This is a genomic window from Flavobacterium hydrocarbonoxydans (assembly GCF_009789235.1).
GTDB lineage: Bacteria > Bacteroidota > Bacteroidia > Flavobacteriales > Flavobacteriaceae > Flavobacterium > Flavobacterium hydrocarbonoxydans.
In genome coordinates this window covers 1-13,946 of the sequence record NZ_WSTB01000011.1, presented here as the reverse complement: position 1 = coordinate 13,946, position 13,946 = coordinate 1, and the positions used below count along the sequence as shown (strand labels likewise).

Annotated in this window: 11 protein-coding genes, 2 tRNA genes, 1 rRNA gene and 1 other RNA gene; 3 read left to right on the top strand and 12 right to left on the bottom strand. The window is 32.4% G+C overall.

The window, feature by feature from the left end; genetic code table 11:
- Window positions 1–155: 155 nt before the first annotated feature.
- From GON26_RS17255 to GON26_RS17245, 3 genes are all read left to right on the top strand, one after another.
- Complete coding sequence (locus tag GON26_RS17255) at window positions 156–1,361, top strand: serine hydrolase domain-containing protein (RefSeq protein ID WP_160376016.1); 1,206 nt, start codon at window positions 156–158, stop codon at window positions 1,359–1,361.
- Window positions 1,362–1,425: 64 nt separating this feature from the next.
- Window positions 1,426–1,821, top strand: a transfer-messenger RNA (tmRNA) gene (gene ssrA, locus GON26_RS17250).
- Between the two features lie 542 nt (window positions 1,822–2,363).
- Entirely contained in the window at window positions 2,364–3,902 is a 1,539-nt protein-coding gene (locus GON26_RS17245; RefSeq protein WP_160376015.1) for a SulP family inorganic anion transporter, read from the top strand.
- Window positions 3,903–4,383: 481 nt separating this feature from the next.
- Here the strand turns inward: GON26_RS17245 and GON26_RS17240 are convergent, their stop codons facing one another.
- From GON26_RS17240 to rrf, 12 genes are all read right to left on the bottom strand, one after another.
- The gene (locus GON26_RS17240; RefSeq protein ID WP_160376014.1) at window positions 4,384–4,935 is read right to left on the bottom strand and encodes a hypothetical protein; all 552 of its coding nucleotides are present in this window, start codon (window positions 4,933–4,935) and stop codon (window positions 4,384–4,386) included.
- A gap of 19 nt (window positions 4,936–4,954) precedes the next feature.
- The gene (locus GON26_RS17235; RefSeq protein ID WP_160376013.1) at window positions 4,955–5,974 is read right to left on the bottom strand and encodes a relaxase/mobilization nuclease domain-containing protein; all 1,020 of its coding nucleotides are present in this window, start codon (window positions 5,972–5,974) and stop codon (window positions 4,955–4,957) included.
- Window positions 5,971–6,351, bottom strand: coding sequence for a plasmid mobilization protein (locus tag GON26_RS17230; RefSeq protein WP_160376012.1), 381 nt, complete (start codon window positions 6,349–6,351; stop codon window positions 5,971–5,973). Before GON26_RS17230 ends, GON26_RS17235 begins: the two co-directional genes overlap by 4 nt.
- A 122-nt stretch (window positions 6,352–6,473) precedes the next feature.
- Window positions 6,474–7,406 carry a toprim domain-containing protein gene (locus GON26_RS17225; protein WP_160376011.1) on the bottom strand — a complete coding sequence of 311 codons (933 nt, stop codon included), beginning with the start codon at window positions 7,404–7,406 and terminating at the stop codon, window positions 6,474–6,476.
- A 255-nt stretch (window positions 7,407–7,661) separates the two neighbouring features.
- The gene (locus GON26_RS17220; RefSeq protein ID WP_160376010.1) at window positions 7,662–8,888 is read right to left on the bottom strand and encodes a primase-helicase family protein; all 1,227 of its coding nucleotides are present in this window, start codon (window positions 8,886–8,888) and stop codon (window positions 7,662–7,664) included.
- A gap of 79 nt (window positions 8,889–8,967) precedes the next feature.
- Entirely contained in the window at window positions 8,968–9,246 is a 279-nt protein-coding gene (locus GON26_RS17215) for a helix-turn-helix domain-containing protein (RefSeq protein ID WP_089350558.1), read from the bottom strand.
- Window positions 9,247–9,350: 104 nt separating this feature from the next.
- Entirely contained in the window at window positions 9,351–10,016 is a 666-nt protein-coding gene (locus tag GON26_RS17210; RefSeq protein ID WP_160376009.1) for a hypothetical protein, read from the bottom strand.
- A gap of 1 nt (window position 10,017) precedes the next feature.
- Window positions 10,018–11,271, bottom strand: a complete 1,254-nt coding sequence (locus tag GON26_RS17205; RefSeq protein WP_160376008.1) for a tyrosine-type recombinase/integrase — start codon at window positions 11,269–11,271, stop codon at window positions 10,018–10,020.
- A 241-nt stretch (window positions 11,272–11,512) separates the two neighbouring features.
- Window positions 11,513–13,318, bottom strand: a complete 1,806-nt coding sequence (locus GON26_RS17200; protein WP_160376007.1) for a glycoside hydrolase family 2 protein — start codon at window positions 13,316–13,318, stop codon at window positions 11,513–11,515.
- A gap of 266 nt (window positions 13,319–13,584) precedes the next feature.
- Window positions 13,585–13,670 (bottom strand) — tRNA-Leu (locus GON26_RS17195).
- Window positions 13,671–13,676: 6 nt separating this feature from the next.
- Window positions 13,677–13,749: transfer RNA gene (locus GON26_RS17190), tRNA-Phe, on the bottom strand.
- 74 nt (window positions 13,750–13,823) lie between these two features.
- Window positions 13,824–13,933 (bottom strand): 5S ribosomal RNA (rrf, locus tag GON26_RS17185).
- Window positions 13,934–13,946 lie beyond the last annotated feature (13 nt).

Here is a 13,946-nt window from a genome sequence, read left to right as displayed (position 1 = left end):
TGATTTTATTTTTTTAATACACAATACTCGTTAAAACCTGAAAAACAAATAACTAACAAAAAAGGTTCTTAATTTTTTGTTAATTTGAGCTTTTGAAATTCACAAAATCCAAAAACTATAAATATTGAATTCTATATATTTGTTTTTCAAGAACGATGCAAATGATATTCCTAAAAAAAACAAATATACCACAATTCCTTCTCCTATTATTAGTTTTAAACTCGTGTGGAGACGATAAAAAAACGAATAAAAATAATGTTTCAGTAGTAGAAGATACCTTACCTAAAATGAAGCCTTTAGGAGCTGAAAAAAAACTTCCTGCCCAATATATCAACTCGGTAAAACCAAGAATAAATCATTTTTACAACAAAAACTGGCCTAACAACAGCATGAACGGAAGTTTTTTAGTGGCCAGAAACGGTCAGATTATTTTTGAAAGATATAATGGATATGCCAACAAGAATGAAAAAACTAAAATTACACAAGATACTCCGTTACATATTGCATCTGTAAGCAAAATTCTGACAGCGACTGCCGTTTTGAAATTGGTAAATGCGGGAAAACTTAAATTAGATCAAAAAGTAAATACCATTTTGAAAACATTTCCGTACGAAGAATGTACGGTTCGAATGTTATTAACTCACCGCAGCGGAATGCGTAATTATGCCTATTTTACAGACAGAGACAAATCGGTTTGGGACAGACATAACCAGCTCACCAATAAAGACATTCTGGATATTCTGGCGACGAAAAATGTTGGTTTAGAATCAAGAGTAGGAACACGTTTTGGGTATTGTAATACCAATTACGCCATGTTAGCACTTATTATTGAAAAAATCACGGGTTTAACCTATCAGGATGCCATGTCGCAAATGATTTTTAAACCATTGGGAATGACGCATACGTATGCTTTTGATTACGATAAACATCGAAAAACGATTGTTCCCTCTTACAAAGGAAATAATGTCGAAATTGGTTTTGATTACCTGGACAATGTTTACGGAGACAAAAACATCTTCTCAACTCCCCGCGATTTATTAAAATTTGACAGAGCGAGAAATTCACCTGACTTTCTAAAACCTGCTTTATTAAAAGAAGTGTACACCGGTTATAGCAATGAACATAAAGGACAAAAAAATTACGGTTTAGGCATCCGAATGATCAATTGGGAGACCGGACAAAATTTCTACTTTCATAATGGCTGGTGGCATGGTAATACGTCATCCTACATTACGCTGATGAAAGAACACGTTACGATAATTGCACTCTCTAACAAAATGACCAGAAGAACCTATGCGGTCCGTAAACTGGCACCGGTTTTTGGTGATTATCCGTTTAAATTTAAAGATGGCGAAGAATAAAATTTTTCTTTGCACTTTATAGCAAAACTAACTTCAAAAAGTATAAATTTGCAAACTCATTTTTGGGGTCGACTGGTTTTGACAGCAAGTCGAATTGAAAAGTAAGCACGTCGAGCATTAAGACCTTGCTCGTAAATATAAGATCTTACACTTTTACACGGCGAAAATAACTACGCTTTAGCTGCATAATCCGAATTATAGTAAGATTAGCCACGTCCCTATCAGATAGGGAAGCTGGATTCTCCTTGAAAGCCTTGGTTTGTGGCGGTCAGTACAGGGGAACCGTAAAAATAGACCTAGATTTCCATGAGCTTCGGGTGGATTTCGAAATTAAGAAGATAAGTAGTATGTGGCTGTTTCTGGCCTAGCATCCTATCGAAAATCTAATCAGGAAATAAACGTGTAGAAAGCTCTTTAGTTGCTTGTTTGGACCCGGGTTCGATTCCCGGCGACTCCACAAAAAAGCCTGTAAACTCAATGTTTACAGGCTTTTTATTTTTTAGTTGACAATTTAGTTGATGTTTTAATTGTTAATAAAAATTATAAAAACAATTCAAGAACTCTCCCTATCACAAATTAAAAACATCTCTATACAGTATTAATTAATAGAGCCTATCTTTCAATAAAAAAAATATGCATTAAGTTAATTTCACTTCCAGAAATTAATTTTTTACTATTTGGTTGCATGAAATGCTCTTGATGTATACAAATTTAAATATCGAAACCCGAATGTACAAGCACGAAACAAAGTTTGCATTATAAATCACAAATAGAAAAATCCATCAAAAATTAAACACATAATCTTGCAAAATTGTCTTTTAAAATCTATTTTTGCAGAACCTTATGAAAGATAATACTACTACATACTTCATTAAAGTTACTCCGCCTTGATTTAAGCCTTTTAAATCGACAGGCAAAGCCTAAAAAAATATTACCGATAATATCTGTATGTTTTTCTGTTTCTATTTATGAACAGAAAGACAGTACCCTATAACTATATATATGAAAAAAGTTTACAATCTATTCGACTTTTCACAACAAGTCAATTACAAAAATGAAATTTTAGCAGGTTTGACCGTGGCTATGACCATGATACCTGAATCTCTTTCCTTCGCCATTCTGGCCGGCTTTCCTCCGCTCATGGGATTGTATGCTGCTTTTATAGCAGGACTAATAACTGCCGTATTTGGCGGAAGACCAGGAATGGTATCTGGTGGTGCAGGTGCAACTGTTGTGGTACTTATTGCTCTTATGAGATCAAATGGACTTGAATATGTTTTGGCTGCTGTAGCCCTTGCCGGGGTTTTCCAAATCCTGATCGGGGTCTTCAAGCTGGGCAAATTTATCAGGCTCGTGCCCCAGCCAGTGATGTATGGCTTTGTAAATGGTCTGGCTGTAATCATATTCATGTCACAATTAGAACAATTTAAAACTCTTATTAACGGAGAGACTGTCTGGCTTCAGGGCAGCAGCCTTTACATTATGCTGGGACTGGTTTTATTAACTATTGCCATTGTTGTTTTGTTTCCTAAAATAACCAAAGCGGTACCTGCATCACTTGTGGCTATCATAGTTGTTTTTGTTTTGGTACTTGTATTTAATATCAACACAAAGACAGTTCAGGATATTGCTTCAGTTCAGGGAGGCTTTCCTCCATTTCACATTCCGCAAATTCCTCTGAATTTCGAAACTCTGAAAATAATTGCACCTTACTCTATGATAGTTGCAGCCGTGGGACTTACCGAAGGACTATTGACATTGAACCTGGTAGATGAAATAACGGGTACAAGAGGTAATGGAAATAGGGAATGTATTGCTCAGGGAGCCTCTAATATTACAAACGGGTTCTTTTTTGGTATGGGAGGATGTCCAATGATTGCTCAGACACTCGTGAATCTTTCTGCAGGTTCCAGAGCAAGACTATCGGGAATTATTGCCGCAATTACAATTCTATTAATCATTCTATTTGGAGCACCAGTTATAGGAAGACTTCCTATGGCTGCGCTGGTTGGTGTTATGATAATGGTTGCTTTTGGTACATTTGAGTGGGCAAGTTTTAATATCATAAATAAAATGCCAAGACATGATATTTTTATAGGTATTCTTGTTGCTGTGATAACTGTACTGCTCCATAATTTAGCATTAGCAGTCCTTGTAGGAGTAATTATTTCTGCTCTTGTTTTTGCTTGGGAAAGTGCTAAACGAATTCGCGCAAGGACTTATATTGATGAGAATGGAATCAAACATTATGAAATCTATGGTCCCCTTTTCTTTGGTTCGGTAATGAATTTTATGGAGAAATTCAATATTGAAAGTGATCCTAAACAAATTATAATTGATTTTAAAGAAAGTAGGGTAAGTGACATGTCGGCTATAGATGCTTTGAACAACCTGACAAAAAAATACAGCGAGTCAGGCAAAATAGTAGAATTAAAACATCTTAGTGCTGACTGCCGGGAACTCCTTAGAAATGCTGAGGCGGTAATAGATGTAAGTATCATCGAAGATCCTACTTACAGAGTAGCGGTAGATCAACAGTAAAAAAATATATTTTTCATAAGGCAAATAAAAGAGCAATGACACAAAATGTTATTGCTCTTTTTTTTATATGCAACTTATAAAGCATTATGTTATAAATAATCTTTTACCTAGTGTTGTTATAATTGCTCATCTTCAAATATCAATCCTGCTAATGATCTTTTTTTAATTTGCTTCAACCACTAGATTAATGTGTTCTTAAAAGATATACTACAGTTCAACAAAATTCTTAATTCTAGTAAAAAAAGAATAATGTCTGTTTATTTTTGTTTCTTATTATTTAGTTCAGAGTCGTAACGTAATTGTGCCTTGACAACTGTTAGGCTCAGTAAATACTGAACTAGTAATTTCTGCATTGAGAAAATAAATCTTAATTTTTAAATGCTGCCTACCATTTTTTAAGACAAAAAAATCCTTTATAAATCTCCAATTCTATTTACTTAATTGAATAAAAGAAATTATTTTTTATTTCAAATTTCAATCGTCATTTACTTTCTACCGAGTTTGCATATGCTTTTTTCATAAGCTTTTTGGTTTCTTTGTCATTATTAACATAGAGATATTCCCAAGCTTTTCTTATCCTATCATTTTGAATTTGTCGTATTTCAATTTCTTTGCTATTATCGCTATAATGTATGCCCCAGCTGTAAAGATTGTTTAAGGCTATCATTATAGCAAGCCATAAAAACCATCTTCCAAAAACAATTTTGTAAAACAGTTTTGCATCCTGTTCCGGAAATAACAAAATCTGAAATTTCCTAACGATACTTTTTGGCTGCCTGCCAATCATAAATTTAATATCCAGGAAGCTTTTTTGCAGGATAGCCTCTATTGGTTTAATATCCAATGATTCCAAAACATTTTTTTCTGCTTTCTGCTCCTTTATAGATACATCGATTTTATTCCCTATGTTATTTATGGCAATAATAAGCGCCTCAATATGCTGATTATTTGTCTTCTGTTCCTGGGCAAATTCCTCCAATACTAATTGTAATGTTTCTCGTTCTATATGTTCTTTGTTTGCATCTGTTTCCATACTACTATTTTTTAAAATATTATCTCCTTAATGATGGTCTCTTTTTTTTCTTTTGAAGTCTTCTCATTAATTCAGGATCACTGTAATCCGGTTGATATTCAGAATTCATTAGTTGACCTGTAAATCCTAAAATCTCTTTAACAACTTCCTCTCCTGTTCTACCTGAGTTATAGTTTTGTTTTTCTTCATTCTGCTTTCCAGTATTGAAAGAATTGGATATTGACTGGCTGTCTCTATTATGTTTTTTTTCTTCCACTGTATTTTTCATGACAAGCTGTTGTTTCTGACGTAATATCTTTTCAATTTTTGTCAAAGAAAAACCAACTTCGCTCCCCTTTATTTTTACTTTTTTATCATCTATAAACGAAATCCCTCTGCCTTTGAGAACTTTATACCCCAAATCCTTCATTTGTCTTTCAAATGCTAAATAGGAACTTGCATACCTTAATGTCTGTTGGATATCTACTTTTAGTTTTTCTTTTCTACTATCATGGCGAGGCAATAACCTATCTTTAGGGGACAGAAATGCCCTTGGACTTAATACTTCTTGGAGACTATATTTTCGTTCAAGACGACGACAAAGTTCTGCCATGCGTTTATAGCTATTACTATCATTAGCAACCTTGCCATTAAAACCTACTCGATTGGCTGCAATATGAATATGCTGCTCTTTGGTATCCTTATGCAGTACGCAGATGTATTGGTTGTCTGCAATACCAAACTCCTTGGCGCATTCTCTGCCAACTTCTCTCAATTGTTCTTTAGTCAATGTATCTTCCGGAGATAAACGTAAGGTCAGATGCAACATTGGTTTTTCAACACGGCTGCTTAATCTCCTAACATCTTTAAACTGCTGTGTAAGCTCATACTTGTTACCGAAGCATTTATTATATTCTAATACTTCTGCTCGGTCTTTATGCTGCAAACGGTCCTGCATTGCAAGTGCAAGTTTTTTCTCTTGTGATAATTCTCTTTTATCTTCCAAACAGTAGCTAATACAATGATAAAAAGAGCTGCCTATGCTTACACGACCTATCATGACATAAAGTTTTTAATTTGGACAGCTAGATCTTTAACCTGACCTGACTGTACTTTTAATTCTGCTCGTTCAAGCGGACTTAATTCATCGTTGCTATTTCTCTTTTTAGCGATTTGGTTCAGATTGGCTGCCATGTGATTAAGCACTCCGGTAAAGCTTAGAATTTCTTTTGGAAAAGCTTTATTTCTGTAACCAATCTTTGCCTTGAGTCCAATTTCACGAAGGTATTCGGAAACTGTAAGATTTACTTTTTTAGCTTTCGATTCAATTATTTTACGCTCGTTGGGTGTACATTTAATCGCCATCAGTTGGTCTCTCTTTATTGCCTTTTTGGGTCTGCCTCCTGTATTTTTTTTAGTTTCTTTCTGCTCTTCCATAGTCTTTCATCATTTATTTTTTGAATGCGGATGCATGAAAAAAATTCTCTCAACGAATGCCATAGCATGAGAGGAGCCAGCGTTTTGGTTTTACCAAAACATAGCTGGCTACCACCGGAACGTTATATAGATCGTCTAAAATTATGACCTCGTTTAACTTGCTGTTCCTGGTTTAACCATTCGTTTAAATCTTTCTTCTGCTCATATAAAAAACTTTGGTCAATATATTTTATCGAATCACTTTGCAGGGCTTCACGAGTACATTTTATCCCTCCTATATCTCTGTCTAAATAGAGATCTACTCTCTCGTGTTTTTCCATTAATTGCATAGACTTCTTAAAAAAAGATAGGGAATTTAGTATCATGAAATTTGTTTGTAGATTAACCGATTTTTGATTCATCATTTTATAAGAGAGATAATCAAAAAAGCCTTCAAAAACAACAACTGATTTTGCTTGATTATCTATGAAAGTGATATCTTTTGGTGAGCTGCTACCTTTAAAATTTTCACTGCGTAATTCATATCCTCCTGAAATATTCTCAAATCCAATTGCAGTATGCTTTCGATTATTTAAACAAAAATCAACTTCTTTACAATGTTGCCTTGCGATCTCTCGCGTAATGCTTCGTTTATCTAAATAAGCCATCAATAACTTATTTTCCAATATGCGTACATTAAGAATGATAATTTTATCAAGGGGATTATCTTTCTTTTCATTTACAATTCTTAGATTTGAAGACTCTCGATTATCATTCTTAAGTGATAAACTTATACCGGAGGAAATGCTATTACTATTTAAATGCTGTAAAAATTCCGAAACAGTACATCTAAAATATTCAATCCCAAAATCAACTACATTCCCTCCTTTGCCAATTCCATGGTCATACCATGAATTTAATTTCTGATTCACTTTAAAAGAGGGTGTGTTTTCATTTCTGAGTGGCGATAGATACCAATAATCCTGATTTTTTATTTTTGATGGCTCATGCCCTAATGTTTCCAGATAATTGACCAAATCAATTTGATTTGCAATTTTACAATTGAACTTTTCCATAATTGTTTTTTTTTAATCTTCTATTTTATTTGGCACAAGTCTGTTCATTTGCTGATGAAAAAAAAATATTTTTTTGATGTTTTGATGCAAATACCACCTAACACATTGATTAACTTATCATTACATTGCATCAATAGCTGCATCAGTGCATCAATTTATTTTTACCCTGCATCAGTTTTGCATCAAAAAAGATTGTTTTGTAGTTTGATGCAAGGTTTGATGCAGATCTGTTTACCTCAATTACAAGACTTTACACTAATTTTGCATCAAAGCATCAAATATTTTATAAAACAAAATCTTTTTGATAGTATAGAAACGTCCTCTTCTATCGACTTTCACATATTCACCGTGCGACAATAATTCAATTCCACAATAAGACTTTGTATTGTCTTCGGGTGCAAAACCCCATCGCTTCAGAATATTTCTTATTTCACTAGCAGAAATATTTATTCTGTTATTTTGTTTCCTCAATAAAATGTAAATATCATTAGGAGCAAATTTCAGCTCATCGTCTTCCATTTTTTCAAAACACTCATGTATCAATTCAAGAATAAGCATTTCCTCTTTATTTCGATTTACAAGCTTTAACAAGGAAGCGGTCATAATCTGTTCGGGTTTAAACCACATTCTTGTTTTTTGCTCGGAAAAATAATTTCTCATTTGCAGGTACTTTAAGAAATACGGAATTTCTTTGTTCAGTTTTTTAAGAAAGAATACGTCTTCTGTATTTATAGTGCGAATTTTACGAATCCAAAAACGGATTTCCTCCTCGTCGATTTGGATAAAATTATCTTCGTTATTAGAACAAAGAATAAATTTTGCAAAGAATTCAATTTCTTGTCTATCCTTTCCTTTTGCTTCTATTTTATCTTTGTCCGTCGTAGAAAGGTATTTTAAACGTTCTGTAATTTCTTTTTTATCAAAAAACACTTCATCAATCGCTACAAGTAACATACTCGCCCAATCAGAATTAAACTGCGACCCAAATGAATCGCCTTTTATGTAAGTCATATTCATTCCAAAAATTGCTTTCAACCACTTTATAAAAGAGCTTTTTCCTGTCGATCGTTCTTTGCTTACCAAACAAAGAATTGGCAATGTTTGCGTAGGTTTTTCATATAAAAGTTTTATATAGTCTAAGCCTAATTGCGTTTGGTCTCCAAAAATATGTTGAATAAATTGTAATGAATTTGGAATCAATTTTTCGAGTTCATGAATTGAAAAATCCTTAGCTATTGGTTGGTTAGGCAGTTCATGATAGGTATTATAGAAATCATCTACAATTTGCTCATAACCAAAATGATTCGGAATACAGCAAAAACCATCTAATTTGGATATATCGTTTAAAAACGTTTTTCCATGATCTGAAATGATTGTTTCACGATTCCACCGAACCATTACTTTTACTTTATCGCCAGATATTAAAGGTTTATCTATAATTTTGAAATAGGAAGTTCCTACTCGTAAATATTTTTCTTCCATTTTGTACAATATTTTTTATTGTATATATGGTGTATACAATAGGTTAGATAACAAAAGACAAGTATAGAAATGGTGCTTTCTATACTTGTCTTTTATATTTAAGGGATTTTACTTCATTAAGAGAGTCAAATAACTCTTCGTGATTTATTAAAATTCTTCTCCCAATAAAAGAAGCTTTAATATTACCATTATCAATATGGTTTCTAATGGTCTGGCGATCCACATGTAAAAGTTCTGCCGCTTCTTTGACAGTGTACATGTTATTCGATAAATCTTTTTCTGGTTTAGTAAGAAGTTGTGCAACTAAACCTTTTAGCTCTTTCAATTCTGATTGAATTGTTTCAAATGGATTTTGCATAAAATTGTAGATTTAATTTTTTACAATTTTATAACTTAATCATATTAATTATAATTTATTTGTATTCAATATGTTCAATTGAATACAATTGAAAATGAGTTGAATTATATTTGGTTAAAAATGGAATAATCATCTTCATAGTATTTTTCATGATGTGCTTTAATTAGATTATTTTCCTTGGAAAGATCATATTTTGTTAGCATCGTTGAATTAATTTTAATATCTAAAAATTGGCTAGAAACCTCACAAAAATCTTTGTTTTCAATTCTGTTTTTAAAATAATTATTCTCTTTTAACTTTGAAAACAATAAAGCGAAGTATAAAATTTCTTTTTCTTTATACAGCCACTTACAATTTTGGTCAATTAATCCAATTTTAATTGCATTATTTTTAAAATTTAAATAGCAAAATTCATCTTTAAAAAAATTTTTAAACCGAACTTCTATTGTATTATTTTCATCATTCAAGAAATCATAATTTACTATTGCTGAATTTATTTTATTCCTCTTATCTGTCTTATCAATCAAAAGACGAAAATATAAAACAACCATAATTGCAGCCGAAAATGTTATTCCTATAGCAACTAGTCTAAATATCCCTCCTGATTTCAGAAAAACATTTTCGAAAAAATAAAAAGCAATCAAAAAAAGAAAAACCATAATAAGAATAATTACACCTAGTTTAATTTCACCATTAGTTTTCTTATTATCAAGAGGCTTTAAATCAATAAATTCAGATTTCTTTTTAAAATATTTCTTTTTAAAATCCATACTAAACGATTTTCAATTTCAATTCAACATTAAAAACTTCATCCATGGCTTCTTTTTTCTCTGGTTCACTAATCTGATAATACTGATTCAAAGTTTTCATATCGTTGTGTCCAGTTATAGATGCAATTAATTTATCACTTTTACCTTGTCTTTTCATCATAGTAATAAAAGTTCTTCTGGCTGTATGGGTACTTATTCTATTGTAGAAAAACATTTCTTCTTTAATATTTTCTTTCCCTTTAGTTGTAACTTTTTGAACTTTATTATTGTATTCCATCTCCTGAAATACATCTTTTATATATTTATTCTGTTTTTGATTGGCAATTAAAGGCAGTTTATAATCATATTTTAATAAAATATATCTAGAAATACTGGTTAAAGGTATCTCCCTGGTTTCTTTAGTTTCATCTTTATTTTCTTTTAATAAGATAAAATCATTAGTTACATTACTTCTCCTTATCAATGACAACTCACCAAAACGCATACCAGTTACACAAGCAAAGACAAAAACATCACGAACTTTCCCTAGCTTTTCACTTTCAAATTTGTGTTGCATCAACTTATTCAAATCATCTATAGTTAATGCAATTTGATTTGTAATTACTCTCTCAACTTTTTTAAACCCTACAAAACTATCATTATAAGTGAATTTATTTTTCCTAGCCCAAAACATAAAGGTCTTGAAAAGCCCCAGATTTCTAGCATAAGTATTATTAATATGCTCTAAATCATCCATACAATAGGAAGTGAATTCACGATGAAATGTTTCATCGATCTTACTAAATGTCAATTTGAATTTTCTAGCTGCTTCAAATTTTTCTAGAATATTTTTTATATTTTTATACCTTTTGATTGTTGACAAAGACCATTCTTTGCCTTTTTCCTTTTCGGCAGTAAACTCATCATACGCGTCAAAAAATGCATTTTTCCCAGACGGAGCTTTTTTAAACTCTTCGTCAAAAACTTTTTTTAAATTCTTCGAAGTAAAAGGTTCATTTATTCTTTTATACAAGCTTTCTGTTTCAAGAAATAAGTCAGAGTATCGATTCATCTGAAGTCTTATACTTTGAACAAATTTTGATTTCTTTTTCCCATTTACAAAAGGGAATCTATTTTCAAAATCCCAATTTTCAGGCATTATTTTCTCACCTGTTGAAAAGACAAATTTCTTATTCTCATTTTTAAAATAGCATGAAAATAAAATCAAAGTTTCTTTATCACTCTTCGGTTCTTTAAGATTAAAAGTGTATTTCATCAGTTGACAATTTAGTTGACAATAATGTTATATTTAGTTATAAAAATTTAGTAATAACAAATATAAGAATTCCTGCAAAAACAATCGTTTCTTACTGAAAATCAATTATTAACAACCAATTCTGATGTAATTAGCGCAATACCCGGCGACTCCACAGAAAAAGGGAAGATTTTTAGATATCTTCCCTTTTTTTATTAAATCAATTTTTAAACAATCTTTCCATACCTTGTCCTAAAACATACTAATCATTATATTCCTTTTCTTTCTGAGCATACCAATCCTTCATCACATAAAAAGCTTTCTTTTTTATTCCTGTATTTGAAATCAAACCCTTGCGGTTAAAGAAATCCTGAATGTTGGGCAATTGTCTTCTTGGTGATCTAAAATCGACTAATATCCACGGAGAAACACCAGCCAAACCTTCTATACGGTTGAACATTTGTGTGTTTTGGATATACAACTCCTCCTGATATTCTTCGTTCCAGCGTTCTGTTTTATCGCCATGCAGACCTTGTAAAGCTCCACCTCCAAATTCGCTTATAATTACAGGTTTATTATACGGAATTACCCACTGCATGTCCTTACAGGATTCATTAGTTCCTCTGTACCATCCCAAATACTGATTAAAACTCACAATATCCACATATTCATTCATATTATCATGAAGTGTATTCACATTATTAGGACTTTGGGTAACTTCCATCGCCATACTTATCAAACGGGAATTATCCTGCGTTCGGGCATATTTAGCCAGTTTTGTTAAAAATACATCTCTATCTTCTCCATGTGGAGTTTCATTGGCAATAGACCAAATTACGATGCCGCAACGATTTTTATCTCTGTAAATCATATCATGTAATTGGCGTTCTGCATTTGCATATGTATCAGGATTTGTCCAGGAAATGGTCCAGTAAACCGGAACTTCGGACCAAATCATTAATCCCATCTTTTCAGCTTCTTTAACCATGTTTTCGTTATGCGGATAATGTGCCAGACGTACATAATTACATCCCAATTCTTTTGCCCAGGTCAACAAAGTAATAGCATCTTCCTTTGACCACGCTCTTCCTGATCGGTAAGGCGCTTCCTCATGAATACTAATTCCCCTTAAAAATACTTTTTTTCCATTTAACAGAATTTCTTTCCCTTTTGTTTCAATTGTTCTAAAGCCAATTTTATCCTCAATACTTTCATCTGCCTTATCAATTACAACATCATATAATTTTGGTTTTTCCGGTGTCCATAATACAGGATTGGTTTTTATCTCAAAATAAGCCATTCCTTTGCTGTCGGTTGTAATGCTTTTTTTGATTTTTAATTCTGGGATTTTTATTGAAATGGACTGATTTGCGGTTTCAGTGTTCAGTTTTACCCATCCTGCAATTTTTGTTTTATCTTTTTTGTCTAACTGAACCAGATAATCCTGAATATAGGTATTTGGTACCTGTGCTAATGTAACATCTCTGGTGATACCGCCATAATTCCACCAATCCATATTAACTGTCGGAACATTGTCTTTATGACGTTTATTATCCACTTTTACAACCACAAAGTTGTTTCCATCAACCAATAAATCAGTCACATCAAAGTTAAAAGGCGTATAACCGCCAATATGACTTCCGGCTAATTTCCCGTTTACATAGATCTTTGCATCATAATTAACTGCTCCAAAATGGAGAATCCCTTTGGTTTGAGAATTCTTTTTGTAATGGAAATCTTTTTCAAACCAAACTGTTCCTTCGTAAAAAAACAATCCCTGATCTTTTGAATTCCAATCAGAAGGTATGTCCATAGTTGCCGAAGTTGCAAAATTATATTCGGACAATTCTTTCGTATTGAATTTTTTATTTTCGAAAAATCCGTTGGTTTTAAAAGGCATTAAACGATAATCGTAATAACCGTTTTCGAGTGGATCCACGATGTAACTCCATTTTCCATTTAAATTAATGTTATTTCGGGATGAAATATTAGATAGTAACGGAATTTCCTGTGCCATTGTTTTTCCAACAACTAAAAAAACAAAACAAAGCATTATAATTTTTCTCATGTCAAAATCATTTATTTATTACAACTATTAGTTTTTTTTTAATAACATATCAGTTCAAACACTTTATCACGTGTTATATTCGATCATTTTAAATAAAGACACAAAAAATACAAATAAATTTTAATTATTTGTATTTTTTGTGTCTAAAACTAAATTTTAATAATTTTATCTACGACTGATGCGAAAGATTTTTTTTGTATCCGATGAAACCTTTCATTTTATTGCAAAAAAAAACTTCAATTGGTTTTATCCAATTGAAGTTTTAGTACTCAGAGCGGGACTTGAACCCGCACGAACATTGCTGTTCACTGGATTTTAAGTCCAGCGTGTCTACCAATTTCACCATCCGAGCATGATGTGGTACCTCCAGGGATCGAACCAGGGACACATGGATTTTCAGTCCATTGCTCTACCATCTGAGCTAAGGTACCTTAAAATTTACTTATATTTATAAATAAAATTAAGAATAAAAAACCCTGATTCTTACGAAACAGGGTTTTCAAAAGAAAGGCGACGACATACTCTCCCACATAACTGCAGTACCATCTGCGCAGGCGGGCTTAACTACTCTGTTCGGGATGGGAAGAGGTGAGCCCCGCCGCAATAACCACCTTAAGGTCGTTTTGCA